This window comes from Enterobacter cloacae complex sp. HYC074_NIDB, assembly GCF_056673345.1.
The window spans coordinates 2,090,945-2,117,132 of record NZ_CP114214.1 but is presented as its reverse complement, the minus strand read 5'-3'; the positions used below and the strand labels follow the sequence as shown (position 1 = coordinate 2,117,132).

Sequence of the window (26,188 nt, the reverse complement as noted above, 5' to 3'; positions counted from 1 at the left end):
CATTCCTTAAAGGATGATTTACACTGAACGGTAATGCGCCATCGCATTGAAATCTGCCATTGTGGCCCTCATTCCACCGCAAAGGATCGCTGCTTGTGACGTTGTTTTCCTTCTCCGCAGGGTTGCCCCTCCAGGATCTGATTGTTGGCGCATCGGTCTACTTTCCGCCACTGTTTAAAGCCGTGATGGTCGGTTTTGTGATCTGGCTCATTGCGCATCGTCTGCTGCGCGACTGGATGTATTCCGGTGAAATCTGGCACCCGATGTTAATGGATCTCTCCCTGTTTACCCTCTCCGTCTGTCTTGGCCTTGCCGTGTTAACCGTGTGGTGAGAATAGCATTGAAAACGTTAAAATATTTTTCCACTCTTTTCGTCTTAGCGCTGGCGCTTATCGCCGGCTGGTGGCTCTGGAATTATTACATGCAGTCGCCCTGGACGCGTGACGGCAAGATCCGCGCAGAACAGGTCAGCATCACGCCACAGGTGTCCGGCAGTATCAGCGCGCTGCTGGTGAAGGACAACCAGTTCGTTCATGCGGGTGATGTGTTATTCCGCATCGACGAGACCCCTTTTCACATTGCGGTGCTCAATGCCCAGGCGCAGCTCGCAAAAGCTCAATCCGATCTGGCAAAAGCCAATAACGAAGCCGAACGTCGCCGACATCTGTCGAGGAATTACATCTCTGCGGAAGATCTCGATACCGCCAATATCAATGTAAAAGCCATGCAGGCCAGCCTGAAGGTTGCAGAGGCAACGCTGAAACAGGCCGAGTGGCAACTGACCCAGACCGTTGTCAAAGCTCCGGTGGATGGATGGATCACGAGCCTGTCGACCCGTGTGGGGGATTACGCCACCACAGGCCAGCCGGTCTTTGCCCTGGTCGACAGCCGCTCTTTCTATGTTGTAGGTTATTTTGAAGAGACCAAGCTGCGCCATATCCGCGAGGGAGCGCCTGCCCGAATCACGCTTTACAGCGGCGCAGAAACGTTACAGGGTCACGTTAGCAGCATAGGTCGGGCAATTTACGATCAGAGCGTGGAAACCGATTCTGGCCTGGTGCCCGACATCAAACCCAACGTACCGTGGGTGCGTCTGGCTCAGCGGGTGCCTGTTCGCGTCGAGTTTGATCAACTGCCGAAAGACATTACCCTGGTCTCTGGCACAACCTGCACCGTCGCCATCGGATCGCGATGATGAACCTGGGAGCTCTCTCCTGGCGCAATACGCCGTGGATAAAAGCGACACGGCCGCAGTGGCGTTACGCGCTGCGTAACGGCATCGCCATGTGCCTTGCGCTTACGGTTGCCTATTATCTAAATCTGGATGAGCCTTACTGGGCGATGACCTCTGCGGCGGTCGTCAGCTTCCCTACCGTCGGGGGCGTTATCAGTAAAAGCCTCGGGCGCGTGGCAGGTAGCCTGCTTGGGGCAACCGCCGCACTGCTTCTTGCCGGCCATACTCTGAACGATCCCTGGCTCTTTTTGTTAAGCATGTCGGCATGGCTGGGGCTGTGTACCTGGGCCTGCGCTCATTTTACCAATAACGTTGCCTATGCGTTTCAACTGGCGGGTTACACCGCGGCCATTATCGCCTTTCCGGTCGTCAACGTGCTGGATACCACCGAGCTGTGGGATATCGCCCAGGCACGCGTGTGTGAAGTGATGGTCGGCATTCTGTGCGGGGGCGTCATGATGATGATCCTGCCCAGTACCTCAGATGGCACTACGCTTATCACCGCCCTTAAAACGATGCACGCACGTTTGCTGGAACATGCCAGCCTGCTCTGGCAGCCTGACAGCAGCGATGACATCCGCCTCGCGCACGAAAAGGTCATCGGCCAGATCCTGACCATGAACCTGTTGCGCATCCAGGCTTTCTGGAGCCACTACCGTTTTCGTCGCCAGAACACGCTTCTGAACTATTTATTGCACCAGCAATTGCGGATGACGAGCGCGATCTCGAGCCTTCGTCGGATGTTGCTGAACTGGCCTGCACCCCCAGCCCATACCCGGGAGATTATCGAGGCGCTGCTCGCAGCCCTTGCGCGTTCGGATGCCGATATTTATACCGTGGCCCGCATTATCGCGCCTCTCGCCCCAGCGGATGAATATGACTACCGGCATCGCGCCTTCTGGCAGCGTCTGAACTATTTCTGCCGCCTGTATCTGCGCAGCAGCCGCTGGTTAAAAGCCGTCGAGAATGCCACGCCCGTCACCGAATTTTCCGTTCCCGGTAGTCCTGCTCTGGCGCGGCATACCGACGCAATGGAGGCGCTGTGGAGCGGTTTTCGTACGTTTTGCGCGTTGACGGCCGTGGGCGCATGGGCCATCACCACGCAATGGGATGCGGGCAGTGCGGCCCTGACGCTTGCGGCAATAAGCTGCGTGCTCTATTCCGTCGCCGCTTCCCCCTTTAACTCCCTGACGCTTCTGCTGCGTACGCTGGTGCTGCTGTCGCTGTTCAGCTTCGTGGTGAAATTTGGTTTGATGGTGCAGATAACCGACCTCTGGCAATTTCTGCTATTTCTCTTCCCGCTATTAACCACCATGCAGTTGCTCAAACTGCAAATGCCTAAACTGGCCGGTCTGTGGGGTCAGTTAATTGTTTTTATGGGCTCATTTATCTCTGTAACGAATCCACCGGTTTACGATTACGCTGATTTTCTCAACGACAACCTGGCGAAGATCCTCGGCGTGGGGCTGGCGTGGCTGGCTTTCGCCGTGCTACGCCCAGGCTCGGACGCGCGTAAAAGCCGCAGGCATATTCGGGAGTTGCGCAGGGGTTTTGTCGATCAGCTGAGCCGCAGGCCGCATCTGCGCGAAAGCGAGTATGAATCGCTGGTTTACCATCATGTCAGCCAGCTGAATAACAGCCAGGATTCACTCTCCCGTCGCTGGCTACTGCGCTGGGGCGTGGTGCTGCTAAACTGTTCGCACGTGGTGTGGCAGTTGCGCGCCTGGGAGACGCGTTCCGATCCGCTGTCGCAGGTCCGTGATAACTGTATTTCTATGCTCCGCGATGTTATGAGCGAGCGCGGGGTGCAGCAGCGCCCCCTGAGCGTCACGCTCGCCGAGCTTCAGCGTATTTGCGACACGCTGGCGCACCATCATCAGCCTGCGGCCCGCGATCTGGCATCCATTATCTGGCGGCTGCACTGCTCCCTGTCACAGCTTGAACAGGCGCCGCCACCCGGAACGATTGGCGATCAGATCACCCCGCAGGCATAGCGCGCCCCGCCGCCGCCAAGCGGTTTAGGTTGATCGGACATGTTATCGCCGCCCACGTGGATCATCAGCGCCTTGCCTTTGACCTCGTCAAGCTTTTTGAGTCGTGCCGCCACAACCGGATCGGTGGCTTTACCATCGTTATTTACCACCAGCACCGGCAGATCGCCGAGGTGCCCCATCCCTTCCGGGCCTTCATGCTTACCGGAGTTCTGCGGGTCGAGATGCCCCCCTGCGGCTTCCGCAGCTGTTGGTTTCCCCTCTTTCATCGCGGGTTGACAGCTGCCTTTAGCATGAACGTGAAAACCATGTTCGCCGGGTGGAAGAGCCTTGAGATCGGGAGCAAATTCCAGCCCTTTATCGGTTTCGGTGATTTTCACCGTCCCGATGGACTGACCTACCCCCTGAGAAGTGACGAGATTCATTTCAACGTCCTCGCTGGCTGCCTGCGCCCCTGCGCAAACAACCAGCGTGACCATTGCCAGAGCAAAACGCTTCATATGACCTCCACGGGTTATTTTTTGCACCTTAAGTCTATACCAGAGGCGCAGATTTCACCGGAAAGTCAGGTTCAGGCGTGCTCAGGGTACGTCGTAGCCCAGCGCCGCCTTACGAATGCGGAACCACTGCTGACGCGTCATATCCAGCTCCTCAGCAACAAGCGCAGCGCGGACACGCTCAATTTTGCCGGAGCCAATAATTGGCAGCGGTTTAGACGGCAGGCGCAGGATCCAGGCGTAAACCACCTGCTCGATACTCTCCGCATTCAGTTCGCGCGCCACCGTTTCAAGCTCGTTACGCAGCGGCTGGAATGCCTCATCGTTAAACAGACGGCCGCCTCCCAGGCAAGACCATGCCATTGGACGGATGCGCAGCTGTTGCAGTTGGTCGAGCGTGCCATCCAGCAGCAGCGGCTGATGAACAGGCGAGATCTCCACCTGATTCGTCGCCAGCGTAAACGGCAGGCGAGACTGCAATAGCGCAAACTGTGCCGGGGTGAAGTTAGACACGCCAAAATGGCGCACTTTGCCGCTCTGGTGCAGCGTCAGGAAGGCTTCCGCGACCTCATCCGCATCCATCAACGGGTCGGGACGGTGGATCAGCAGCAGGTCGATACGATCTGTGGCCAGGTTGACCAGTGACTGCTCGGCGCTTTTAACGATATGCGCGCTGTCAGTGATGTAATGTCCAAGCGCATGCTCCGGTTTTGCTGTGGTGGCAATACCGCATTTGGTCACAATCTCCATTCGTTCACGCAGCCCCGGCGCACGCTTCAGCGCTTCGCCAAAGGCGGCCTCGCACTGATAGCCGCCATAAATATCAGCGTGATCGACGGTGGTGATCCCGAGATCGAGATGCTCTTCTATAAAGTCCGCCAGCTGGACCGGAGACATATTCCAGTCCATGAGGCGCCAGTAGCCCATAACGAATCGGGAGAATTCCGGGCCCTGTGGGGCAAGGGTAATACGCTGAACCATAACATTTTCCTCAAGGAAGTCATGTCACCAGTATACGCAATTACCCTGCTAAAACAGTGAAGGTTGCTGAGGTTCTTCGGGTTCAACTGCTTTGTTTGCACGTATTTTACGCAGCAGACGCTGTCGGCAAAGCCGTAAGACCTCCTGCTTTTGCGCGTCGCTGAAATTTTGCCAGTTAAAACGTTCATCGCGCGTGCGCATGCAGCCACGACAGTATCCTCGTTCATCAACCTGGCAAATACCCCGGCACGGGCTCTGGACAGGGAAAAATTCCAGTTGCTCTGCCACACCTACCTCCAGAACGTCATTATTCCCTACAGTGAAGACCCTAAATGGCTTGCATGCAAGGATGTCTGCCACAAACAGGACATTAAGGTTTCGCTAATCTTCCCTTCTTATACTCGCCGCATTGATATAACGAATGGTCTGCTCATCATGTGGTTCGCAAAAAAGTTACACTGTAACGATATAAAATTTACTCTGGGCTGTGCACTTTTCTTTACCGTACTGAATGCACTGTTTATCCAGCGCAGCTGGTCAATTATTGCGCCTGCGCATCTGCACGATGTCCTGTTTGCTGCCAGCGTGCCGCTGGTACTGTTCTGCGGCTGGGTGATTGTCTTCAGCCTGTTAAATATCCCCTATATTCGTAAGCCGCTCCTGATTGTCCTGACCCTGGGATGTGCCGCCGCGACCTGGTTTATGTATACCTATGGCGCGGTTATCGATCAGAACATGATTGTGAACGTGTTCGAGACTAATTCTCAGGAAGCGACAGCCCTGGTGACGCCGCAGATGATCCTGTGGCTGGTCGTAGCGGGTCTGGTTCCATCTGTTGTGTTAGCCCTGACGCGCATTCGCACCGGAAAATGGTGGTATGCCCTCCTGACGCGCTTCGCCGCTATGCTGGGTGCGCTGCTGGTGATCATCCTAGTCGCGTCAGTGTTCTATAAAGACTATGCTTCGCTGTTCCGCAATAACAAAAGCATCGTAAAAATGGTCACCCCGGCGAATTACGTGAGCGCCGTGGTGAAATACAGCAAAATGCGCTGGTTTGCCGGCGACCAGACGCTGGTCCGCATTGGCGAAGATGCTCATAAAGGCGCGCTGATTGCCAGCCAACGCAAGAAAACCGTGCTGGTTGTGGTGGTGGGCGAAGCCTCCCGCGCCGCAAACTACTCGTTAAATGGTTACCCGCGTGAAACCAACCCCGAGCTGAAAAAGCAGGATGTCATCAACTTCCCGCGGGCCTCCTCCTGTGGCACGGAAACCGCTGTTTCCGTCCCCTGCATGTTCTCCGGCATGACGCGGAAAAAATATGACGCGGACCTCGCCCATCATCAGGAAGGTCTGCTTGATGTGCTTAACCACGCCGGGTTCAACCTGATGTGGCGCGACAACGACGGCGGATGTAAAGGCGCCTGCGACCGCGTGCCGCACACGGACATGACCCAGTGGAAACTGGATCAGTTCTGTAAGAACAAATCCTGTATCGACGACGTTAACCTGTACCGCCTGGACAACGTGCTGGATGGAATAAAGCAGGATACGGTTCTGGTTATTCACCTGATGGGCAGCCACGGTCCGGCCTATTACAAACGCTACCCTGATAGCTTCCGCAAGTTCACCCCAACCTGCGATACCAATGAAATTCAGGATTGCGATCATCAGTCGCTGATCAATACCTATGACAACACGATTCTGTATACCGACAGCGTCGTCAGCCGAACCATCGACGCACTGAAAGCCCGGCAGGCCAACATGAACACGGCGCTCATTTACCTCTCCGATCACGGTGAATCGCTGGGCGAAAGCGGAATTTACCTGCACGGTACGCCGTATATGCTGGCCCCGGAGCAGCAAACGCATATTCCTTTTATGTTCTGGCTCTCCCCGGATTATGCGAAAAACTTCGGCGTAAACACGGATTGCCTGCGTGACCATGCCGCAAAAGAGGCGGTTTCACAGGACAATTTATTCGCCACCGTTCTGGGCATGATGGACGTGAAATCAGCGGTTTATCAGCCGCAGCTGGATATTCTGTCGCAGTGTCGTCGCTAAGCGGGCTTGCATTAGACCGAACGGTCTATTAGAGTAAGGGCATGAGCAGACACACTGAACACGATACACGAGAACATTTGCTGGCTACCGGCGAGCGCCTTTGCATGCATCGCGGGTTTACCGGGATGGGGCTTAGCGAGTTGTTAAAAACCGCTGAAGTACCTAAGGGATCGTTTTATCACTATTTTCGTTCCAAAGAGGCGTTCGGCGTTGCCATGCTGGAGCGGCACTACGCCAGCTACCATCAGCGCCTGGCAGCCCACTTCGCCAGCGGTGAAGGTGACTACCGGGATCGTGTTCTGAACTACTATCAGGAAACGCTGACGCAGTTCTGTCAGCAGGGCATCATCAGCGGCTGCCTGACGGTAAAACTGTCTGCCGAAGTGTGCGATCTCTCCGAAGATATGCGCACCGCCATGGATAAAGGGGCCAGCGGCGTGATTGCACTGCTGGCTCAGGCGCTGGAGAGCGGGCGCAATGAAAAAACGCTCTCCTTCTCCGGCGATCCGCTCACGCAGGCACAGGTGCTCTATTCCCTCTGGTTAGGCGCCAACCTGCAAGCAAAAATGTCTCGCAGCGCCGTGCCGCTCGAAAGCGCGCTGGCGCACGTGAAAAACTGTATAACCGCGCCTGGCGTGTAGCCGGCGTTTTTATTTACCCTTTTACTAGTCGACTGGTCTACTCAGGAGCCATTATGTCCGCTGAAAAGCTGTTTACCCCACTGAAAGTGGGTGCCGTTACTGCCCCAAACCGCGTGTTTATGGCCCCACTCACCCGTCTGCGCAGCATCGAGCCGGGCGATATCCCAACGCCATTGATGGGTGAGTATTATCGTCAGCGCGCCAGCGCGGGCCTGATTATTTCCGAAGCCACGCAGATTTCAGCCCAGGCAAAAGGCTACGCCGGTGCGCCGGGTCTGCACAGCCCGGAACAGATCGCCGCGTGGAAAAAAATCACCGCAGGTGTTCATGCTGAAGATGGCCGTATTGCGGTTCAGCTGTGGCACACCGGTCGTATCTCACACAGCAGCATCCAGCCTGGCGGTCAGGCGCCGGTTTCTGCTTCTGCCCTGAACGCCAATACCCGCACTTCCCTGCGCGATGAAAACGGTAATGCGATCCGCGTTGACACCACCACGCCACGCGCGCTGGAGCTGGACGAGATCCCGGGTATTGTGAATGATTTCCGTCAGGCCGTCGCCAACGCCCGTGAAGCGGGCTTCGACCTGGTTGAGCTGCACTCTGCGCACGGTTACCTGCTGCATCAGTTCCTGTCCCCTTCTTCCAACCAGCGTACCGACCAGTACGGCGGCAGCGTTGAAAACCGCGCGCGTCTGGTGCTTGAAGTGGTGGATGCTGTCTGTAATGAGTGGAGCGCAGACCGCATTGGTATTCGTGTCTCCCCGATCGGTACTTTCCAGAACGTCGACAACGGTCCGAACGAAGAAGCAGACGCGCTGTATCTGATTGAAGAGCTGGCGAAACGCGGTATCGCCTATCTGCACATGTCCGAGCCGGACTGGGCAGGCGGCAAGCCTTATAGTGAAGCCTTCCGCCAGAAAGTGCGCGAGCGCTTCCACGGCGTGATTATCGGGGCGGGCGCGTATACGGCAGAGAAAGCTGAAGATCTGATCGGGAAAGGCCTGATCGACGCCGTGGCCTTTGGCCGTGACTACATTGCTAACCCGGATCTGGTTGCCCGTTTGCAGAAGAAAGCCGAACTGAACCCGCAGCGCCCTGAAAGTTTCTATGGCGGCGGCGCGGAAGGTTATACCGACTACCCTTCACTGTAATCCCGCTTTGTACATTGATAGCGGCGACCTTTCGCCGCTATACTAAAACATCGTTTCTGTTCAAAAAGATAATCCATTCCACTGGTTAATGAGGAAATTATGCGCCTACTTCACACCATGCTGCGCGTTGGCGACCTGCAACGTTCCATCGATTTCTACACTAACGTTCTGGGCATGAAGCTGCTGCGCACCAGCGAAAATCCGGAATATAAATACTCTCTGGCGTTTGTCGGTTACGGCCCGGAATCTGATGAAGCGGTCATCGAGCTGACCTACAACTGGGGCGTGGACAGCTATGAGCTGGGTACGGCTTACGGCCACATCGCGCTGGAAGTGGATAACGCCGCCGAAGCCTGCGAACGTATCCGCAGCAATGGCGGTAACGTCACCCGTGAAGCCGGTCCGGTTAAAGGCGGCACCACCGTCATTGCGTTTGTGGAAGATCCGGACGGTTATAAAATCGAACTGATTGAAGCCAAAGACGCTGGTCGCGGTCTGGGCAATTGATCCCGCTGGGCGCACTATGCGCCCGTTGTTTTGCTGCATCCCCACTCAAAATTTGCCATAATGCGCACTGCTTTTTCCCCTTGTAAGAGACCCTGATGTCCGATAACGCTCAATTTACCGGTCTGTGCGACCGTTTTCGTGGTTTTTATCCCGTTGTCATTGATGTTGAAACAGCCGGATTTAACGCTAAAACCGATGCGCTGCTTGAGATTGCCGCCATCACGCTGAAGATGGATGAACAGGGCTGGCTTGTACCGGACACCACGCTGCATTTCCACGTTGAACCCTTTGAAGGGGCAAACTTACAGCCAGAGGCGCTGGCCTTTAACGGTATCGATCCGACAAACCCGCTGCGCGGGGCGGTAAGCGAATACGAGGCGCTGCACGCCATTTTCAAAATGGTGCGCAAAGGCATGAAAGAGAATGACTGTAGCCGCGCCATCATGGTAGCCCACAACGCTACGTTCGATCACAGCTTCACCATGGCTGCCGCCGAGCGCGCCTCGCTAAAGCGTAATCCATTTCATCCGTTTGTGACCTTCGACACCGCCGCGCTGAGCGGCCTGGCGCTGGGGCAAACCGTGCTCTCGAAAGCCTGCATCACGGCGGGTATTGCGTTTGACGGTACCCAGGCGCATTCCGCGTTATACGACACCGAGCGTACGGCGGAGCTGTTCTGTGAGATCGTCAACCGCTGGAAACGTCTGGGCGGCTGGCCGCTGCCGATGGGCGACGAGGCCGATCTTCAATCGTAGGTTGGGTTATCAACAGCCCCACAGGACAAAAAAAAGCGACCAACATAATGTGGTCGCTTTTTTATAGCCGCAGAAAACTTATTCTGCGTCCGGCTCTTCGGTTTTATACTTCGCCGCAGTCTCTTTGATCAGCTGTTGCAGTTCGCCGCGCTGATACATTTCAATCAGGATATCGCATCCGCCAACCAGTTCACCATCAACCCACAGCTGTGGGAAGGTCGGCCAGTTTGCGTATTTTGGCAATTCAGCGCGAATGTCCGGGTTTTGCAGGATATCAACGTAAGCAAAACGCTCACCACAGGCGGACAGCGCCTGAACCGCTTGCGCGGAGAAGCCGCAGCTTGGCAGCTTCGGAGAACCTTTCATGTACAGGAGAATCGGGTTTTCAGCGATCTGGCGCTGAATTTTTTCAATAGTGGTGCTCATGTCTTGCTTCCTTTAACTTCTGTTACGGCATCAGTCTGACATTGTAGCGGGTCAGGCCGACATCGGAAAATAACATTTTTGTCACGTCTAATTATTTTATCGCTTATCGCATAAAGTTGCATTGCTAATGTCGTTTATCGCCAGACGGGGTGCGGTTTTGCTTAAGGAGCGAACAGGAGTGCGTCAGAATGGTGAATTTTTTTGCACTTGCTAACGAAACATAATTTTTGAATGAAAAATGCTATTAACTTCTTCTGATTTTATGGATTAGAATCGACAGGTTTTGTAAATCTCACGCGGGTATGCATTGTGGCCTGCATTTATCAGGGGACTGCCCAGTGGCGCGGATAACTAAAATCTCGATGACGCTCTGTGCTTTACTGTTTACCACACTCTCATTTACGCCAGCGGCGAACGCCTCTGAACAGGCGCGGCATTCTGCTGTACAAAAAACGCATCTGGCAAAATCCACAGAACGTAAGAAAAAAACCACCAGTAAAACAGTAAAGAAGAAAACCACCGCTCAGACCAAAAAGACCGCCTCCAGTAAAACCAAAACTCTCCGTTCCGGCACGCACAAAACCACCCGAACAACCGCCAGCCTGGTGAATGAAAAATGCACCGTGCGCAAAGGCCATAAAACGAAATGCGCAAAAGTGACGAAGCTGGCTGACGTGCATAAAGCGCGTATGCAGAAAGCGCAAAAAACGGCGATGAACAAACTGATGGGGCAAATAGGTAAACCGTATCGCTGGGGTGGCACCTCTCCGCGCACCGGTTTTGACTGTAGTGGGCTGGTTTATTATGCCTATAAAGATCTGGTGAAGTTTCGCATTCCACGCACCGCCAATGAGATGTACCATCTGCGCGACGCCGCCCCTGTAAACCGTGGCGAACTGCAAAATGGCGACCTGGTGTTCTTCCGCACCCAGGGACGCGGTACGGCAGATCACGTTGGGGTGTATGTGGGTAACGGTAAATTTATCCAGTCACCGCGCAGCGGTCAGGACATTCAGATCACCTCTCTCAGCGAAGATTATTGGGTGCGCCACTATGTGGGTGCGCGCCGCGTGATGACGCCAAAAACCATCCGCTAGCCCCTGCCCTGCCGCCCTTGTGGCAGGGTAAGTTCCTCTTTTGCATACCCTTTCAATTTGCTATCCTGTCCTTGTTGTCTGTAGGGTTATTGGCAACGTATAAAACTATAAGGAGAGAAGCAATGTCGTTCGAATTACCTGCACTACCGTATGCAAAAGACGCCCTGGCCCCGCATATTTCCGCGGAAACCCTGGAGTACCATTACGGCAAGCATCACCAGACCTATGTCACCAACCTGAATAACCTGATCAAGGGCACCGATTTTGAAGGCAAAACGCTGGAAGAGATCGTGCGCAGTTCAGACGGCGGCGTATTCAACAACGCCGCACAGGTGTGGAACCACACCTTCTACTGGCACTGCCTGGCCCCGAATGCAGGCGGAGAACCTGACGGTGAGCTGGCGGCAGCGATTAACGCCGCGTTCGGCAGTTTCGCGGATTTTAAAGCGAAGTTTACTGACGCAGCCGTTAAAAACTTTGGCTCCGGCTGGACCTGGCTGGTAAAAGAGGCTGATGGCAAACTGGCTATCGTTTCCACTTCTAATGCGGGTACCCCTCTGACCACCAGCGCCACGCCGCTGATGACCGTGGACGTATGGGAACACGCCTATTACATTGATTACCGTAATGCGCGCCCGAACTACCTGGAACACTTCTGGGCACTGGTTAACTGGGAATTTGTTGCGAAGAACTTCGCCGCGTAAGAGACACGCAGAAGGGGCAGCCCTTCTGCGTTTTTGTTTATTCCGCCGTACACACCGCTTGAGGCTGTTTACGACCAGACATTATCACCAGCAGCAGGCCGAGTGCGGCAATGATCGCCCCCATCACCGGCACAAAGCTATAACCCAAACCACCGGAGATCACCGCCCCGCCCGCTGCGGCCCCCAGCGCATTGCCCAGGTTAAACGCACCGATATTCACCGATGAAGAGAGCCCCGGCGCTTCGTGTGCAACGCGCATTACGCGCATCTGCAACGGTGGCACCACGGCAAAGGTTGCGGCGCCCCACACCACCATGGCAATCGCGGCACCCACTTCGTTACGCGCCAGCCACGGAATCGCCACCATGATGACAATCAGCAGCGTTAAAAAACCTTTCAGCGTCCCACTCACGGAGCGGTCGGCAAATTTCCCGCCGAGATAGTTGCCAATCGAGAACCCGACACCAATCAGCACCAGCATCGCGGTAACAAAGAGTGGCGTTGCGTGGGTTATGTCGTGCAGCACCGGGGAGATATAGGTGTAGAGCGTAAACATCGCCCCGGCCCCCAGCACCGTGGTGAGCAGCGCGGACAACACCTGAGGACGCATCAGCACCGCCAGCTCTTTACGTACTTCCGGACGTTCTCCAGCACTTCCTTTCGGCAGTGAGAAGAACAGCGCAACCATCGCGACCACGCCCAGTCCGGCGGTTGCGAGGAAAGACATACGCCAGCCGATGGCTTCTCCCAGCCAGGTGGCGGCGGGAACGCCGCCGATATTAGCGATGGTGAGGCCCATAAACATAGTGGCTACCGCGCTGGCCTGCTTATGTTTTGGCACCACGCTGGCAGCAACAACCGAGCCCAGTCCGAAGAAGGCGCCATGGTTGAGGCTGGTAAGAATGCGCGAAAGCATCAGAGTGGTGTAATCGGGCGAAATCGCGGAAAACACATTGCCGAGAGTGAAAATCGCCATCAGGAAAATCAGCGCGTTGCGGCGCGCACGGTGCGAAAGCAGCAGCGTCATCAGCGGCGCGCCCACCATCACGCCGATCGCGTAGGCGCTAATTAACATACCGGCCGCAGGGATAGAGACGTCTACCCCCCGGGCGATAACAGGCAATAACCCCATCGGGGAGAATTCAGTGGTGCCAATCCCAAAGGCGCCAATCGCCAGGGCCAGCAGGGGAAAATTGATTTTCATGAAGAGGCTCCGGATACCGTGCCATAACCCGGCACAGAACTAAGAAGTCAAAAGCATGACATCAATCACAAAAAATGAGAAGTTAACATTTTGGCAAAAGATTTTTGCCGGAGAGGTAACAATAGCGGCAAGAGAGGGAGAAGGTTCTCCCTCCGCCTGAATCAGTGCAGTGCAGCGGTTAAACCACCGGCAACAATCAGAGCAAGAACAACAATGGTGGTAAACAGCGAAAACTTCAGATCGGTACTCATCAATTTTTCTCCTTTTATTCACCCTACGAAAAGTGAGCTTGCTCATTTTTACACAGTTCAGGTCAAAAATCTTCCAGGATTTAAACGGATATCCACTTTACCTCTTCCCCTTTTCATCAAGATAGGACAAAATTCCACGCTAAATTTATTAGCGTACCGGCCACTGACCCCCTCCTGACGTCCTGTGTCGTTTTCCCGGCGTGTCGCAACTCATGTTTGCGTAATATGGGTGAGAGAAGGCAAACGTTTACCTTCAATTTTTTCAGGAGCTTAGGATATGGTCTGGAGTGACATTTAATGGCAACAATTAAAGACGTAGCAAAACGCGCAAACGTTTCCACTACAACCGTATCACATGTTATTAACAAAACGCGTTTCGTCGCTGAAGAGACGCGTAATGCCGTCTGGGCGGCAATCAAAGAACTGCACTACTCGCCAAGTGCCGTCGCCCGCAGCCTGAAGGTTAATCACACCAAATCGATTGGCCTGCTGGCCACCAGCAGTGAAGCGGCCTATTTTGCTGAAATCATCGAAGCCGTTGAAAAAAACTGCTTCCAGAAAGGCTATACCCTGATTCTGGGCAATGCGTGGAACAACATTGAAAAACAGCGCGCTTACCTGTCAATGATGGCGCAAAAGCGCGTCGACGGTCTTCTGGTAATGTGTTCTGAATACCCTGAGTCGGTCCTTTCCATGCTGGAAGAGTATCGCCACATTCCGATGGTGGTCATGGACTGGGGCGAGGCGCGCGCAGACTTCACCGACTCCGTTATTGATAACGCCTTTGAAGGCGGCTACATGGCGGGGCGTTATCTGGTAGAACGCGGTCATCGTGAAATTGGCGTGATCCCGGGACCTCTGGAGCGTAACACCGGTGCTGGCCGTCTGGCCGGTTTCATGAAAGCGATGGAAGAGGCGCTGATCACCGTGCCGGAAAACTGGATTGTTCAGGGCGACTTCGAGCCGGAGTCAGGCTATCGCGCCATGCAGCAGATCGTCTCCCAGCCGCATCGCCCTACCGCGGTGTTCTGCGGCGGTGACATCATGGCGATGGGCGCGCTATGCGCGGCAGATGAACTCGGCCTGCGCGTCCCCCAGGATATCTCGGTGATCGGCTATGACAACGTGCGCAACGCCCGCTTCTTTACCCCGGCGCTGACCACCATTCACCAGCCGAAAGATTCGCTGGGTGAAACGGCCTTCAACATGCTTCTGGACAGGATCGTCAACAAGCGTGAACAGTCCCAGTCCATTGAAGTTCACCCGCGCCTGATAGAACGCCGTTCCGTTGCGGACGGTCCGTTCCGCGACTACCGTCGTTAATCACTTTCCGGGGCCAGCTATGCTGGTTCCCGCAACCACTCCCGGTTCAGCGTTTCGCTGTCTCCCAGATAATCCAGCAGCCAGGCCATGGCGGGCGAGACGTCGTTTTGCTGCCACGTCAGACAGCATGCGGCATCCGGGAAGGGGTTTTCCAGCGTCAGAGCCACCCACTCTCCCGCGTCGATGCGCGGGCGCGCAAAATGCACCGGCACCATGCCAACGCACAGCCCCGCGCTCAGACAGGTGGCTGACGACTCCCAGTCCGGCGCGACCACGCGGCGCTGATTATCCAGCAACCAGGTAATGCGCTTGGGCAGCGAGCGGGAGGTATCTTCCAGCACCAGCGAGGGCCAGTTGCGTAATGTGTCATCGCTCAGCGGCCCTTCCAGCGCTGCCAGCGGGTGATCGCGCGCGACCACGCAGGTCCAGCTCAGCATGCCCATGTCGCGAAACGCGTAGCGCCCACCAACCGGGATCGCCTGGGTTGCACCAATCGCCATCTCCGCCCTGCCGTCCGCCAGCGCATCCCAGACGCCGTTGAACACTTCCTGCGAAACACGCAGTTCGACGTCGGAAAAATGACGATAGAAATCGACGATCATCTGCCGGGTCCGCTCCGGCTTAACAATGTTATCCACCGCGATAGCGAGATGCCCGCGCCAGCCGTTGGCGATCTGCTGGCACTGCTCACGGGTGATCTGCATTTTTTTGATGACAGACCGCCCTTCCTTCAAAAACCACGCTCCGGCAGGCGTGAGCTCCACGTCGCGATGACGCCGCTCGAACAGCGGCACCGCCAGCCACGCTTCCAGCTGACGCACCGTGTAACTGATCGCCGAGGGAACGCGATGCAGCTCCTGGGCGGCGCCGGTAAAGCTGCCGTTACGCGCCACGGCATCAACCACTTCAAGGGAATAATCTGACCACATCTTTAGCCTGCAAATTTTTTGAATGCACCCGCCAAATATTAGCGTTTCACAAGCCGCTTTGCACTCCCTACACTCTGCGCCAACGTACACCTGCCTCCTCAGGAGAAAAAAAGTGCAACCCAGGAAAGGATTTTTAGTCTGGCTCGGCGGCTTAAGCGTGCTGGGCTTTTTGGCGACCGATATGTATCTGCCCGCGTTCGCCGCGATGCAGGAAGATTTGCAAACCCCTGCCGCCGCCATCAGCGCCAGTTTGAGTTTGTTCCTCGCCGGTTTTGCTTTTGCGCAATTGCTGTGGGGGCCGCTCTCGGATCGTTTTGGCCGTAAACCCGTCCTGTTGTTGGGGCTGGCGATTTTTGCCGCAGGCTGTCTGGGCATGCTGTGGGTCCGCGATGCCGCCTGGCTGCTGGCGCTGCGCTTTATTCAGGCGGTCGGTGTCTGTGCCGCTGCGGTGACCTGGCAGGCGCTGGTAACCGATTACTACCCCGCCTCGCGCACTAACCGTATATTCGCCACCATTATGCCCCTGGTCGGCCTGTCGCCGGCGCTTGCCCCGTTACTGGGAAGCTGGATCCTGGCGCATTTCGACTGGCAGGCCATTTTCGCCACGCTCTTTGCTATTACGCTGGTCCTGATGCTGCCCGCGTTCGGGCTTAAACCGGCGCATAAAAAAGAGACGCATCCGGACGCGAAGCCCATCACCTTTACCTCTTTACTGCGGTCGAAAGCCTATCGCGGTAACGTGCTGATTTATGCCGCCTGCTCTGCCAGCTTCTTTGCCTGGCTGACCGGTTCGCCGTTCATTCTGCATGACATGGGCTACAGCCCGGCGGCTATCGGCCTGAGCTATGTACCACAGACCATCGCCTTCCTGGTGGGTGGCTATGGCTGTCGCGCCGCGCTGCAAAAATGGGAAGGCCAACAGATGCTGCCCTGGCTGCTGGTGCTGTATGCGCTAAGCGTGATTGCGACCTGGGCTGTCGGCTTTATTCCCGGCGCCGGGCTTGCAGAAATTTTGATTCCGTTCTGCGTCATGGCGATCGCTAACGGGGCCATCTACCCTATCGTTGTAGCCCAGGCGTTGCGTCCATTTCCGCAGGCGACAGGCCGCGCTGCCGCGCTGCAAAATACCCTGCAACTTGGCCTGTGCTTCCTGGCAAGTCTCGTGGTCTCTGCGTTGATTGCAACCCCGCTGCTCACCACTACCAGCGTGATGCTGATCACCGTTGCGCTGGCGGGATTGGGCTATCGCATGCAGTCCTCCGCGCTTCGCGAGCAGAATGACAATGCACAAACCGAAACGTCGCACGCCTGATTGCGCGGGAAACTATGTTAAAAACCAGTGATTAGGTAGCTAACAATTTTCTGTTGAATCACCAAATTTTGCGGCCTATACTGAATTTGGTTCGATTAAATACGATAAATATTAAGTGTTAACGGGAGCCGGAGCGCTCCCGTTTTACCATGGAAGGCATTTCGGCAAGGGTTATCTCCCTTCCTCTGTTCTACGTCGGATATTAGCCTCGCGGGCATTTACCGTGAGATTTCTCACAAACCAAAAAAGCGTCTACGCTGTTTTAAGGTTCTGATCACAGCAAGGTGATGGAGAAGCTATGAGTTCATCGTGTATAGAAGAAGTCAGCGTTCCGGACGATAACTGGTCCCGGATCGTCAGTGAACTGTTGGGACGTGCGGGCATTACGATTAATGGCTCATCCCCCTCCGATCCCCAGATAAAGCATCCCGATTTTTTCAAACGCGTGTTACAGGAGGGATCGTTAGGGCTGGGTGAAAGCTATATGGACGGCTGGTGGGAGTGTGAGCGGCTGGATATGTTCTTCTCCAGCGTATTACGCGCCGGTCTTGAAAAACAGCTCCCTCGTCATTTCAAAGATACCTTACGTATCGCCTCCGCCCGCCTGTTCAATCTGCAAAGTAAAAAACGGGCATGGATCGTCGGTAAAGAGCATTACGACCTTGGCAACGATTTGTTCAGCCGTATGCTCGATCCTTTAATGCAGTACTCCTGCGGATACTGGAAAAAAGCGACGACCCTGGAAGAGGCGCAGCAGGATAAGCTGCAACTGATCTGCGATAAATTGCAGTTACAGCCCGGTATGCGTGTGTTGGACATCGGCTGTGGCTGGGGTGGTCTTGCCTGGTTTATGGCGAAAAATTACGGCGTCAGCGTAGTCGGCGTCACGATTTCGGCTGAACAGCAGAAGATGGCGCAGGAACGCTGTCTGGGACTGGATGTTGATATTCGGCTTCAGGACTACCGCGACCTGAATGAGCAGTTCGATCGTATTGTTTCCGTAGGTATGTTCGAGCACGTGGGGCCGAAGAACTACAAGACCTACTTTGAGGTCGCCGATCGTAACCTGAAGCCTGACGGAATTTTCCTGCTACACACCATCGGCTCTAAGCGCACCGATAACAATGTGGACCCCTGGATCAACAAATATATCTTCCCGAATGGCTGTTTACCCTCTGTTCGCCAGATTGCGAACGCCAGCGAACCGCATTTTATTGTGGAAGACTGGCATAACTTCGGCGCAGATTACGACACGACCCTGATGGCCTGGCATGAACGTTTCCAGGCTGCATGGCCTGAAATCGCCGACAACTATTCGGAACGATTCAAACGGATGTTTAGCTATTATCTGAATGCCTGTGCGGGCGCGTTCCGTGCGCGGGATATACAGCTGTGGCAGGTGGTGTTTAGTCGTGGGATTGAGCACGGCTTGCGGGTGGCTCGCTGAAAAAATAACCCCGGTTTCCCGGGGTTAATTTTTATTCTTCTTCCACGGTCTTTATTATCGCCGCCTCTTTCGCCGCCAGCACGCGCTCAACGGTATCCACGACCGCCTGGGTCTGCGGATCAATTTCGATATTTACGCGCTGCCCCAATTTTTTTGCGCCAAGCGTAGTACGTTGCAGCGTTTCAGGAATTAAATGCACGCAAAAACGCGTTGGCGTCACTTCACCGACGGTCAGACTAATCCCATCGATGCCAATAAATCCTTTATAAAGGATGTATTTCATTAATGACGGATCCTGCACCTTGAACCAGATTTGACGGTTATTTTCCGAGGTCACGATTTTCGCCACTTCTGCGGTGGTCATAATATGGCCCGACATCAGATGCCCACCAATCTCATCGCTGAATTTCGCCGCGCGTTCAACGTTGATGATATCTCCTACCACCAGCTCACCCAGGTTAGTGATGCGCAGCGTCTCTTTCATTAAATCAAAGCTAATCTGATTACCGTTAATTTCGGTCACCGTCAGGCAGCAGCCGTTATGCGCTATCGACGCCCCGGTTTCAATGCCGTCGAGCATATATTCAGGCAGCTCAACCACGTGAGTGCGGAAATTCGGTTTTTCATCAATGGACACCACTTTGGCAGTGCCCTGCACAATACCAGTAAACATGCTTACAGCTCCTGTTCATTCCGAACGGCGATGACACCGTATAATCCCACCACAATAACAGTTGAAAAAACAGGTTGCCAGTGATGCGCAATTTCTGGCGATTTTTTCACTAGATAATTAGTTAAACCCCGCTACAATAGCTGGCATCCCTCTGTTTTTTCTTCTTGCTGCCAGTAACGGCGGCCTTTTTAGTCTCTCAAATAACTACAATACAAAGGTGTTCACGTGCAGAAGTATATGATCGAAGCGCGTCAGTTATTGGCACTGGCAATACCGGTGATCGTCGCGCAGGTAGCCCAAACCGCAATGGGATTTGTGGATACGGTAATGGCCGGTGGTTACAGCGCCACCGATATGGCCGCCGTGGCGATCGGAACCTCAATCTGGCTCCCGGCCATTCTGTTTGGTCACGGCCTGCTGCTGGCGCTAACGCCCGTCATCGCACAGCTTAACGGCTCCGGTCGACGTGACCGCGTGGCCCATCAGGTGCGCCAGGGCTTCTGGCTGGCCGGGTTCGTCTCCGTCCTGATTATGATCGTCCTGTGGAACGCCGGGTATATTATTCGCGCCATGCATAATATCGACCCGGCGCTGGCGGATAAGGCGGTCGGTTATCTGCGCGCCCTGCTCTGGGGCGCGCCCGGCTATCTGTTCTTCCAGGTGGCACGTAACCAGTGTGAAGGGCTGGCAAAAACCAAGCCGGGCATGGTGATGGGCTTTATCGGCTTGCTGGTGAACATTCCCGTGAACTATATCTTCATTTACGGTCATTTTGGCATGCCGGAACTCGGCGGCGTGGGCTGCGGCGTGGCGACGGCAGCGGTGTACTGGGTGATGTTCGGAAGCATGCTCACCTACATTAAGCATGCGCGATCCATGCGCGACATTCGCAACGACACCACCTTTAGCACGCCTGACTGGTCGATGTTGACCCGCCTGACACAGCTGGGTCTGCCCATTGCGCTGGCGCTGTTCTTTGAAGTGACGCTGTTTGCCGTCGTCGCCCTGCTGGTCTCGCCGTTAGGGATTATTGATGTGGCAGGCCACCAGATCGCGCTGAACTTCAGCTCTTTGATGTTTGTTCTGCCGATGTCGCTGGCGGCTGCGGTGACGATTCGCGTGGGCTTCCGTCTGGGGCAAGGTTCTACGCTGGATGCGCAAACGGCTGCCCGCACCGGGCTGGGCGTCGGCGTCTGCATGGCGGTCTGTACCGCCCTCTTTACCGTGCTGTTGCGTGAGCAAATTGCCCTGCTCTATAACGACAACCCGGAGGTAGTGACTCTGGCCTCGCACCTGATGCTGCTGGCGGCCATTTATCAGATCTCTGACTCCATCCAGGTCATTGGCAGCGGCGTGCTGCGTGGGTATAAAGATACGCGTTCCATCTTCTTTATCACCTTTATCGCTTACTGGGTGCTGGGTCTGCCGTGCGGGTACATTCTGGCGCTCACGGATCTGGTGGTGGATCGCATGGGGCCAGCCGGATTCTGGATGGGCTTTATCATCGGCTTAACGTCTGCGGCCATTATGATGATGCTGCGCATGCGTTTCCTGCAACGTCAGCCCTCTACGGTTATTTTGCAGCGCGCTGCACGTTAATGACCCTGTAGCCGCCGGCTGGCGACTACTTTCTCTTCACTTTGCGCGGTAATGAAGCAATCGCGTGAAATCAGAGAGAAAAATGCATTTTCCCTCTTGCCACCTTGGGGCTGTGCCGCTAATATTCGTCCCCGTTGTCACCGACAACACAATGCGTTCATAGCTCAGTTGGTTAGAGCACCACCTTGACATGGTGGGGGTCGTTGGTTCGAGTCCAATTGAACGCACCATTCTGCGTCTGTAGCTCAGTTGGTTAGAGCACCACCTTGACATGGTGGGGGTCGATGGTTCGAGTCCATTCAGACGCACCAATCTGTTTTTCCGCACATTTCATTCCCGTTCAGCCTCATGCAGAGGCAGCAAACCTTTTAAGCACATCGAAAGTGACCTCCAGCCCGCGCGTACCGGGAAAAGCGGAATGGCATAAGCCCCATCAGGTTAGCAAAACGCCCGGCATTTGCCGGGCGTGAAAACAACGTCAGTCAATGATTACGGCTTATGTTCAATCGCCGGGTTGTTGTTGATGGCGATGCGCTGCGGTTTCTCTTCTTCCGGGATATCCTGGTGTAATTCAATCGCCAGCAAGCCGTTTTCCAGCGAAGCGCCGGTTACTTTCACATGCTCAGGCAGACTATAGCTGGCCCGGAAGTCGCTGCGGCTGATACCCCGATGGATCCACCCTTCTTCGCCGTTTTCGGTTTTCTCCTCTTCACGTTTACCGCTGATATTCAGCTGACCGCCAACGGTTTCAATTTCCAGTTCGCTCTCTTTCCAGCCCGGCACGCTGAGCGTCAGTTCATAGCGGTTATCACCCACCCGCCGGATATTGTAAGAAGGCGTGGAGGGCAACGGCGTACTGCCGGTTAGCTGGCTAAAAAGGCGATCGATACGGTTAAAACGGTCCGCAAACAGAGAGTCGGAGAGATCGTTCAACATGGGAAAAGTTCTGAGAGTCATCATGTACCTCCTGAACAGTAAAAAAGAATATTCAAAAAGTTCATGTCTTACGGGCAGGTATTCCTTACCCGCTTTCTATATGAGGGTACCGCACAATATTTCAACCTCAGGAGTCTGCAAAATGTAGCTGGAACCTAAAAAACGCAACGGGCCGTTAAGCCCGTTGTTCGTTACATCATCGCAGTTCTATCACTCTGGCCCGCTCAGCCTGCTTCCGGTAGTGGTCATATCGCTCCCGGAACCATGCCTGCTGTTCATTACTCATATTGCCGGTCACGGCATCGATATCAACTGGCTGGCCCAGGGCGTACATACGGGCAAAACTGCGTGCCAGAAAATCAAAATTCTTTAATGCGTTTATATCTTGTCGCTTCATTAGCATATCCCTCCAGTCATTGTGATTACTGTTCAAGGTCATATGCTTTTCTGATCTCAGTATCCGCCTGAAAAAGATCGTTTTTTGAGCGATGCGTGCGCATCCATCTGCCGGTGTTCACATTTCAGGAACGACAAAACTCTTCAGCCCTGGTCATGATTTTCCCTCCCTTTTATCACTCATGCAGAAAACATAAACGCCAGCCATGCAGTAAGTTCGCCATGTAGCCGGAAGGTGCGAACGGCGTGCTTTAATACCAGACGCTGTTACAGGTCGCCCAGCGCGTTCAGGTGGGTTTCCACCTGCAAGCGTCTTATCAGTGCGAATAACAGACAAAGAACGTTTAAACTGGCGGGGGGGAGGGTTTTACCTGCCGGGGCGGTTCGGAGGCACCATAACCTGAACAGAATCGCTTCGACTGGCTCAGACTGCCGTCATTGCAGACAAAACGACCATCCGATGTACAGTGTGCTATGCCACCTTTTGAGCCAGAGCAGGGCTGTCTTCCACGGGCGGCATCAGCCTGCATGTTAAAAAGTACACTGACCGTAAGAAGGAGAATTCTCATGATAAAATCAGCTGGTTCTCCTCACTGACGCCGTGCAGGTCAAGCCCGCCGGCAAAGTTACCGTACTTTTTAACCCCTATCACATACAGATAATCGATAAACCTGGGACCAAACAGTTATTCCTTTCAGAAAATCAGGCAGAATTATATCTAATCAGCAGGGTCAATTGAATTGACTTTCCCATAAATTCAGGAAGGGGCGCAACATCCCCTCTTCTAAACGTCTTAATTTCTCCCTTCATTGAATGACTTAGCCTTTCTCCTGCTACGCTTGTTGTATGGTTCAGAAACGCAGGAACGCTTTCGATGAAAAAAATCGCCATTATCGGCTCAGGCCCAACAGGGATTTACACCTTTTACTCACTTCTTAACAACGCAGCGCCGCTTTCGATCACCGTTTTCGAAAAGGCAGACCAACCCGGTGTCGGAATGCCCTACAGCGACGAGGATAATTCCCGGCTGATGCTGGCGAACATCGCCAGTATTGAAATACCGCCCATTTTCATCACTTACCTGGACTGGCTCAAACAGCAGAATGCGGCCCGCTTTGCCCGCTATAACGTCGACAGTGAGAAGCTGCACGACCGGCAATTTCTGCCCCGTATTCTGCTGGGTGAATATTTCCACGACCGGTTTCTCGCTGTCGCTGCCGAGGCGAAAAAGGCTGGGTTTCATATCGAGGTTCACCCCAACGCAGAAGTCACTGATATTAAGGCTGATGCAGACGGCGTGGCCCTTTCAGTGAACGATGCCCCTTTCTCAAGGCGGTTTGATCTTGCGGTTGTTGCCACCGGCCACGTCTGGCCTGATGAAGATGAAACCACCCGCGCATATTTTCCAAGCCCATGGTCAGGGCTGATGGACGCGGAGGTCCGAGCCTGTGAAGTGGGGATCATGGGTACATCCCTCAGCGGGCTGGACGCTGCAATGGCGGTTGTGATGCAGCATGGCCGGTTTAGCGGGAAGCAGTTCGTTGTCAATAAAGGCAGCGAAGGGCTAAAAATCATGCTGATGTCCCGCACGGGCGTTCTGCCGGAGGCCGATTTTTACTGCCCTATCCCTTATGAACCACTGTCGGTGTTAACGGATTGTGTGGTGGCAAGCGAAATCGACAAAGGCGCGGGTGGGCTGCTTGACCGCATCTTTGCGCTGATGGTGAAAGAGCTTGAGCTGGCCGATCCGCGATGGTGTCAGGCGATAGCGCTCGGCACGCTGAATGCCGACACGCTCCGTGATGCCTGGTTTGAGGATCGTAAAAAGCATGGTCCTTTCACCTGGGCCGAAGCGAATCTGAAAGAAGTGGAGCGCAACAAGCGCGAAAAACGCACCGTTGCCTGGCGCTATACCGTGCTTCGTCTGCATGAAGTGGTACAGGCCATCGTCCCTTCACTCAATGAGCATGACAGAGAGCGGTTTAAATCCGGGCTGGAGCGTGTGTTCATCGATAATTATGCCGCCATTCCACCGCAGTCTATCCGCCGGTTACTGGCGCTGCGCGAGGCAGGGATCATTAGCGTGGTCGCACTCGGTGATGATTACGACCTAGATATCGGCAGCGATCAGACCGTCATCACCACGGCAAAAAAAAGTTACCGCTTCGACGTGTTTATCGACGCGCGCGGACAAAAGCCGCTCAGAAACAAGGACATTCCCTTCCCCACCCTGCGTAAACAGCTTGCGGGAACCGGCGATGACGTCCTGGACGTGGGGGAAGACTATACGTTGCTGGCGCCTGCATCACTGCGGGGGCGTATCGCTTTTGGGGCAATCCCCTGGCTGATGCACGATCATCCGTTTGTTCAGGGTTTGTCTGAGTGCGCTGAAATTGGTAGAGCGATGGCGGAAGCAGCTGGAAAACCTGCGTCGGGCGTGCGAAGGAAGTTACCTTACATGGAGTTTTAACAGGGCTTCCCTGCCCTGCGGTGTCGGATTACTCGAAGAAGACTTCCGGGTTTTCCGACAACGACACGAACGATTTAGTGTTCTTGTCCAGGGCAAGGATTTTGCCGCTTTCGATGTCATATACCCAGCCGTGCAGGCGAATGGCATTGTTGCGCAGGCCTACCGCCACCGACGGATGGGTCTTGATGTTGCTCAGCTGCGCAAAGACGTTTTCCTGCACCATCGCATTCACTTTATCGATTGGCTTATCCCAGGTTTTCTTCTCCACCACCGCTTTTGCCGCATCAGAATAGCGCAGCCAGTGGGAAACGGCCGGCATCGGCTCCAGATCGGCGTTGTCAGCAATCGCCTTCATCGCGCCGCAGTTGGAGTGGCCGCAAATAACGATATCGGTCACGCCCAGGGCCACGACCGCATATTCGATGGTCGCAGAGACACCGCCAGGCTCCGGCCCGAACGGAGGCACAATGTTGCCCGCGTTTCGAATGACAAAGAGCTGTCCTGGCTCCTGTTGCGTAACCAGTTCCGGAACCAGACGGCTGTCGGAGCAGGAGATAAACAGCGCTTTGGGATTCTGACTGGACGCTAAACTACGAAAAAGCTCTTTACGTTGCGGGAAAATCTCTTTTTGAAAGCTGAGAAAACCTTCAATGATATGTTGCATAGCCATTTCTCTTTTATCTGTTTTAGTTTAGGTATGATCGCGATCACACTCGTAAAATTTAACCACCGCGTCTTAGCGGAGACAAGCAATATATTTCTGGCCCGACCGCTGCACGATCTCATCTGCGTTCACCGGGATGTTCTGTCCTTCAAAGGCCCCGTACAGGCGCTGGTACGTTTTCCCGGTCAGTCGGCCGATCACCGACTCAACGGTGCGGGCAGGCAGCGGCAGCATATTCGGATAACTCCACATAAACGACACGGCTTCTTTTCCGGGTGTAACCTGCAAAATATCACCGGCCAGCAGCACACCGTCGCCTGACTGCCAGTGCAGCACCGTGCCGCCTGCAAAATGCCCGCCCAGCCGCAGCAGAGTCACCAAAGGCATAATCTCCAGGGCGTCCTCCTCCCAGAAGCGTATCGCCGGGCTGTCACGCATCACCCACTGCCGATCGCTGGCGTGCAGGTAGATCGGCGCGTTAAACGCGGCGGCCCACTCCTGCATGGTGGTGTAGTAATGCGGGTGCGAAATCGCGATCGCGCTGATGCCCCCGAGCGCGTCAACTAACGCTCTGGTCGCCGGGTCAAGATTGGCGATGCAGTCCCACAGAACATTGCCCTGTGGCGTACGCAGCAGAAGCGCGCGCTGGTTGATGGCAAAAGCGGGAACGGTTTTGATGCTGAACAGCTGCGGCTCCAGCTGTTGCCATTTGTTGGTGTGCGTGGTCGTAAGGCTGTCGAAGTCCGTCCATGCCTGGCCCGTCACCGGAACATACTGGCGCTCATCGTCGCAAATCGGGCAGTTTTTGGGCTGTTCATCGTAAGCGGTACCGCAGGTTTTACAGAGTGTAATCATCGGCTTTCCTCAGCAATAAAGCACTGAGTATGGCAGGGATTATCCATATGTGCTGAAGGGTGCTTGGCCCGCTTTTTTTGACTT

27 protein-coding genes, 2 tRNA genes and 1 pseudogene are annotated in these 26,188 nt (G+C 54.8%); 17 read left to right on the top strand and 13 right to left on the bottom strand.

Translation table 11 applies throughout. The features are described 5' to 3' along the window. Positions 1-95 precede the first annotated feature (95 nt). Genes O1724_RS10500 through O1724_RS10490 form a run of 3 tightly spaced genes read left to right on the top strand, consistent with a single transcriptional unit; the run spans position 96 to position 3,228 of the window. The gene (locus O1724_RS10500) at positions 96-332 is read left to right on the top strand and encodes a DUF1656 domain-containing protein (protein WP_003857607.1); all 237 of its coding nucleotides are present in this window, start codon (positions 96-98) and stop codon (positions 330-332) included. Positions 333-334: 2 nt separating this feature from the next. After that, on the top strand, positions 335-1,195 hold the full coding sequence (locus O1724_RS10495) for an efflux RND transporter periplasmic adaptor subunit (RefSeq protein ID WP_032610212.1): 861 nt from the start codon (positions 335-337) through the stop codon (positions 1,193-1,195). Next, a complete protein-coding gene (locus O1724_RS10490; protein WP_003857609.1) occupies positions 1,195-3,228 on the top strand; it encodes an FUSC family protein in 2,034 nt (677 codons plus the stop codon). Before O1724_RS10495 ends, O1724_RS10490 begins: the two co-directional genes overlap by 1 nt. On the opposite strand, the gene sodC is transcribed toward O1724_RS10490, so the two are convergent. The 3 genes from sodC to O1724_RS10475 all read right to left on the bottom strand — a co-directional run bounded on the left by sodC (position 3,207) and on the right by O1724_RS10475 (position 4,991). Then, positions 3,207-3,725, bottom strand: coding sequence for a superoxide dismutase [Cu-Zn] SodC (gene sodC / locus O1724_RS10485; RefSeq protein WP_045332183.1), 519 nt, complete (start codon positions 3,723-3,725; stop codon positions 3,207-3,209). The two genes, O1724_RS10490 and sodC, sit on opposite strands and share 22 nt — an antisense overlap. Positions 3,726-3,806: 81 nt before the next feature. Further along, entirely contained in the window at positions 3,807-4,703 is an 897-nt protein-coding gene (locus tag O1724_RS10480; protein WP_023313962.1) for an aldo/keto reductase, read from the bottom strand. A 48-nt stretch (positions 4,704-4,751) separates the two neighbouring features. Further along, on the bottom strand, positions 4,752-4,991 hold the full coding sequence (locus O1724_RS10475; protein WP_003857614.1) for a DUF1289 domain-containing protein: 240 nt from the start codon (positions 4,989-4,991) through the stop codon (positions 4,752-4,754). 147 nt (positions 4,992-5,138) lie between these two features. On the opposite strand from O1724_RS10475, the gene eptA reads away from it, so the two are divergent. The 5 genes from eptA to rnt all read left to right on the top strand — a co-directional run bounded on the left by eptA (position 5,139) and on the right by rnt (position 9,818). Next, on the top strand, positions 5,139-6,764 hold the full coding sequence (eptA, locus tag O1724_RS10470) for a phosphoethanolamine transferase EptA (protein WP_126296608.1): 1,626 nt from the start codon (positions 5,139-5,141) through the stop codon (positions 6,762-6,764). A 41-nt stretch (positions 6,765-6,805) separates the two neighbouring features. Then, a complete protein-coding gene (locus tag O1724_RS10465; RefSeq protein ID WP_003857618.1) occupies positions 6,806-7,405 on the top strand; it encodes a TetR/AcrR family transcriptional regulator in 600 nt (199 codons plus the stop codon). Between the two features lie 53 nt (positions 7,406-7,458). Then, positions 7,459-8,556 carry an alkene reductase gene (gene nemA, locus O1724_RS10460; protein ID WP_015570682.1) on the top strand — a complete coding sequence of 366 codons (1,098 nt, stop codon included), beginning with the start codon at positions 7,459-7,461 and terminating at the stop codon, positions 8,554-8,556. Positions 8,557-8,655: 99 nt separating this feature from the next. Beyond that, positions 8,656-9,063: a lactoylglutathione lyase gene (gene gloA / locus O1724_RS10455; protein WP_003857623.1), complete on the top strand. Its 408-nt coding sequence runs from the start codon at positions 8,656-8,658 to the stop codon at positions 9,061-9,063. Positions 9,064-9,158: 95 nt separating this feature from the next. After that, complete coding sequence (rnt, locus tag O1724_RS10450) at positions 9,159-9,818, top strand: ribonuclease T (RefSeq protein WP_003857625.1); 660 nt, start codon at positions 9,159-9,161, stop codon at positions 9,816-9,818. Positions 9,819-9,896: 78 nt separating this feature from the next. Here the strand turns inward: rnt and grxD are convergent, their stop codons facing one another. Next, a complete protein-coding gene (gene grxD, locus O1724_RS10445; RefSeq protein ID WP_003832760.1) occupies positions 9,897-10,244 on the bottom strand; it encodes a monothiol glutaredoxin 4 in 348 nt (115 codons plus the stop codon). A gap of 338 nt (positions 10,245-10,582) precedes the next feature. Between grxD and O1724_RS10440 the strand changes: the two genes are divergently transcribed. After that, on the top strand, positions 10,583-11,341 hold the full coding sequence (locus O1724_RS10440; protein ID WP_022650940.1) for a C40 family peptidase: 759 nt from the start codon (positions 10,583-10,585) through the stop codon (positions 11,339-11,341). A 122-nt stretch (positions 11,342-11,463) separates the two neighbouring features. Further along, the gene (gene sodB, locus O1724_RS10435; RefSeq protein ID WP_003857629.1) at positions 11,464-12,045 is read left to right on the top strand and encodes a superoxide dismutase [Fe]; all 582 of its coding nucleotides are present in this window, start codon (positions 11,464-11,466) and stop codon (positions 12,043-12,045) included. Between the two features lie 37 nt (positions 12,046-12,082). Here the strand turns inward: sodB and O1724_RS10430 are convergent, their stop codons facing one another. Beyond that, the gene (locus O1724_RS10430; protein WP_003857631.1) at positions 12,083-13,249 is read right to left on the bottom strand and encodes an MFS transporter; all 1,167 of its coding nucleotides are present in this window, start codon (positions 13,247-13,249) and stop codon (positions 12,083-12,085) included. Positions 13,250-13,410: 161 nt separating this feature from the next. After that, positions 13,411-13,500 (bottom strand): cytochrome bd-I oxidase subunit CydH, encoded by a 90-nt coding sequence (gene cydH / locus O1724_RS10425; RefSeq protein ID WP_003857632.1) that lies wholly within the window; start codon positions 13,498-13,500, stop codon positions 13,411-13,413. Positions 13,501-13,797: 297 nt separating this feature from the next. Here cydH and purR point away from each other — a divergent pair, with 297 nt between their 5' ends. Continuing rightward, on the top strand, positions 13,798-14,823 hold the full coding sequence (gene purR, locus O1724_RS10420) for an HTH-type transcriptional repressor PurR (RefSeq protein ID WP_003857634.1): 1,026 nt from the start codon (positions 13,798-13,800) through the stop codon (positions 14,821-14,823). 17 nt (positions 14,824-14,840) lie between these two features. Here the strand turns inward: purR and punR are convergent, their stop codons facing one another. Continuing rightward, on the bottom strand, positions 14,841-15,752 hold the full coding sequence (punR, locus tag O1724_RS10415) for a DNA-binding transcriptional activator PunR (RefSeq protein ID WP_003857638.1): 912 nt from the start codon (positions 15,750-15,752) through the stop codon (positions 14,841-14,843). A gap of 112 nt (positions 15,753-15,864) precedes the next feature. On the opposite strand from punR, the gene punC reads away from it, so the two are divergent. Both punC and cfa read left to right on the top strand, forming a co-directional pair. Beyond that, positions 15,865-17,064 (top strand): purine nucleoside transporter PunC, encoded by a 1,200-nt coding sequence (gene punC, locus O1724_RS10410; RefSeq protein ID WP_003857639.1) that lies wholly within the window; start codon positions 15,865-15,867, stop codon positions 17,062-17,064. Positions 17,065-17,362: 298 nt separating this feature from the next. Continuing rightward, positions 17,363-18,511 (top strand): cyclopropane fatty acyl phospholipid synthase, encoded by a 1,149-nt coding sequence (gene cfa / locus O1724_RS10405; RefSeq protein WP_003857641.1) that lies wholly within the window; start codon positions 17,363-17,365, stop codon positions 18,509-18,511. A gap of 31 nt (positions 18,512-18,542) precedes the next feature. On the opposite strand, the gene O1724_RS10400 is transcribed toward cfa, so the two are convergent. Further along, a complete protein-coding gene (locus tag O1724_RS10400; protein WP_003857643.1) occupies positions 18,543-19,184 on the bottom strand; it encodes a riboflavin synthase in 642 nt (213 codons plus the stop codon). A gap of 225 nt (positions 19,185-19,409) precedes the next feature. Between O1724_RS10400 and mdtK the strand changes: the two genes are divergently transcribed. The 3 genes from mdtK to O1724_RS10385 all read left to right on the top strand — a co-directional run bounded on the left by mdtK (position 19,410) and on the right by O1724_RS10385 (position 21,094). Continuing rightward, on the top strand, positions 19,410-20,783 hold the full coding sequence (gene mdtK, locus O1724_RS10395; protein WP_003857645.1) for an MdtK family multidrug efflux MATE transporter: 1,374 nt from the start codon (positions 19,410-19,412) through the stop codon (positions 20,781-20,783). A gap of 153 nt (positions 20,784-20,936) precedes the next feature. Then, positions 20,937-21,013: transfer RNA gene (locus O1724_RS10390), tRNA-Val, on the top strand. A 4-nt stretch (positions 21,014-21,017) separates the two neighbouring features. Further along, a tRNA-Val gene (locus tag O1724_RS10385) sits at positions 21,018-21,094 on the top strand. A gap of 178 nt (positions 21,095-21,272) precedes the next feature. On the opposite strand, the gene O1724_RS10380 is transcribed toward O1724_RS10385, so the two are convergent. The 3 genes and pseudogenes from O1724_RS10380 to O1724_RS10370 all read right to left on the bottom strand — a co-directional run. Beyond that, positions 21,273-21,743, bottom strand: a complete 471-nt coding sequence (locus tag O1724_RS10380) for an Hsp20 family protein (RefSeq protein WP_080337613.1) — start codon at positions 21,741-21,743, stop codon at positions 21,273-21,275. Positions 21,744-21,915: 172 nt separating this feature from the next. Beyond that, a complete protein-coding gene (glgS, locus tag O1724_RS10375) occupies positions 21,916-22,116 on the bottom strand; it encodes a cell surface composition regulator GlgS (RefSeq protein WP_026080713.1) in 201 nt (66 codons plus the stop codon). A 400-nt stretch (positions 22,117-22,516) separates the two neighbouring features. Next, a pseudogene (locus O1724_RS10370) lies at positions 22,517-22,645 on the bottom strand (YdcA family protein); the annotation flags it as partial. A gap of 344 nt (positions 22,646-22,989) precedes the next feature. Here O1724_RS10370 and O1724_RS10365 point away from each other — a divergent pair. Next, complete coding sequence (locus O1724_RS10365) at positions 22,990-24,585, top strand: FAD-NAD(P)-binding protein (RefSeq protein WP_126296609.1); 1,596 nt, start codon at positions 22,990-22,992, stop codon at positions 24,583-24,585. Between the two features lie 28 nt (positions 24,586-24,613). Here the strand turns inward: O1724_RS10365 and O1724_RS10360 are convergent, their stop codons facing one another. Together O1724_RS10360 and O1724_RS10355 are read right to left on the bottom strand one after the other, a co-directional pair. Then, a complete protein-coding gene (locus tag O1724_RS10360; RefSeq protein WP_003857662.1) occupies positions 24,614-25,249 on the bottom strand; it encodes a carbonic anhydrase in 636 nt (211 codons plus the stop codon). Between the two features lie 72 nt (positions 25,250-25,321). Further along, positions 25,322-26,104 (bottom strand): MBL fold metallo-hydrolase, encoded by a 783-nt coding sequence (locus O1724_RS10355; protein WP_126296610.1) that lies wholly within the window; start codon positions 26,102-26,104, stop codon positions 25,322-25,324. Between the last annotated feature and the right edge of the window lie 84 nt (positions 26,105-26,188).

What these genes read in the sequence shown, in the direction of transcription:
- O1724_RS10490 (WP_003857609.1), top strand. Translation starts at nt 1,195, where the DNA reads ATGAACCTGGGAGCTCTCTCCTGGCGCAATACGCCGTGGATAAAAGCG.
- sodC (WP_045332183.1), bottom strand. Translation starts at nt 3,725, where the DNA reads ATGAAGCGTTTTGCTCTGGCAATGGTCACGCTGGTTGTTTGCGCAGGG.
- O1724_RS10480 (WP_023313962.1), bottom strand. Translation starts at nt 4,703, where the DNA reads ATGGTTCAGCGTATTACCCTTGCCCCACAGGGCCCGGAATTCTCCCGA.
- eptA (WP_126296608.1), top strand. Translation starts at nt 5,139, where the DNA reads ATGTGGTTCGCAAAAAAGTTACACTGTAACGATATAAAATTTACTCTG.
- O1724_RS10465 (WP_003857618.1), top strand. Translation starts at nt 6,806, where the DNA reads ATGAGCAGACACACTGAACACGATACACGAGAACATTTGCTGGCTACC.
- nemA (WP_015570682.1), top strand. Translation starts at nt 7,459, where the DNA reads ATGTCCGCTGAAAAGCTGTTTACCCCACTGAAAGTGGGTGCCGTTACT.
- gloA (WP_003857623.1), top strand. Translation starts at nt 8,656, where the DNA reads ATGCGCCTACTTCACACCATGCTGCGCGTTGGCGACCTGCAACGTTCC.
- rnt (WP_003857625.1), top strand. Translation starts at nt 9,159, where the DNA reads ATGTCCGATAACGCTCAATTTACCGGTCTGTGCGACCGTTTTCGTGGT.
- grxD (WP_003832760.1), bottom strand. Translation starts at nt 10,244, where the DNA reads ATGAGCACCACTATTGAAAAAATTCAGCGCCAGATCGCTGAAAACCCG.
- sodB (WP_003857629.1), top strand. Translation starts at nt 11,464, where the DNA reads ATGTCGTTCGAATTACCTGCACTACCGTATGCAAAAGACGCCCTGGCC.
- O1724_RS10430 (WP_003857631.1), bottom strand. Translation starts at nt 13,249, where the DNA reads ATGAAAATCAATTTTCCCCTGCTGGCCCTGGCGATTGGCGCCTTTGGG.
- cydH (WP_003857632.1), bottom strand. Translation starts at nt 13,500, where the DNA reads ATGAGTACCGATCTGAAGTTTTCGCTGTTTACCACCATTGTTGTTCTT.
- purR (WP_003857634.1), top strand. Translation starts at nt 13,798, where the DNA reads ATGGCAACAATTAAAGACGTAGCAAAACGCGCAAACGTTTCCACTACA.
- punR (WP_003857638.1), bottom strand. Translation starts at nt 15,752, where the DNA reads ATGTGGTCAGATTATTCCCTTGAAGTGGTTGATGCCGTGGCGCGTAAC.
- cfa (WP_003857641.1), top strand. Translation starts at nt 17,363, where the DNA reads ATGAGTTCATCGTGTATAGAAGAAGTCAGCGTTCCGGACGATAACTGG.
- O1724_RS10400 (WP_003857643.1), bottom strand. Translation starts at nt 19,184, where the DNA reads ATGTTTACTGGTATTGTGCAGGGCACTGCCAAAGTGGTGTCCATTGAT.
- O1724_RS10380 (WP_080337613.1), bottom strand. Translation starts at nt 21,743, where the DNA reads ATGATGACTCTCAGAACTTTTCCCATGTTGAACGATCTCTCCGACTCT.
- glgS (WP_026080713.1), bottom strand. Translation starts at nt 22,116, where the DNA reads ATGAAGCGACAAGATATAAACGCATTAAAGAATTTTGATTTTCTGGCA.
- O1724_RS10365 (WP_126296609.1), top strand. Translation starts at nt 22,990, where the DNA reads ATGAAAAAAATCGCCATTATCGGCTCAGGCCCAACAGGGATTTACACC.
- O1724_RS10360 (WP_003857662.1), bottom strand. Translation starts at nt 25,249, where the DNA reads ATGCAACATATCATTGAAGGTTTTCTCAGCTTTCAAAAAGAGATTTTC.
- O1724_RS10355 (WP_126296610.1), bottom strand. Translation starts at nt 26,104, where the DNA reads ATGATTACACTCTGTAAAACCTGCGGTACCGCTTACGATGAACAGCCC.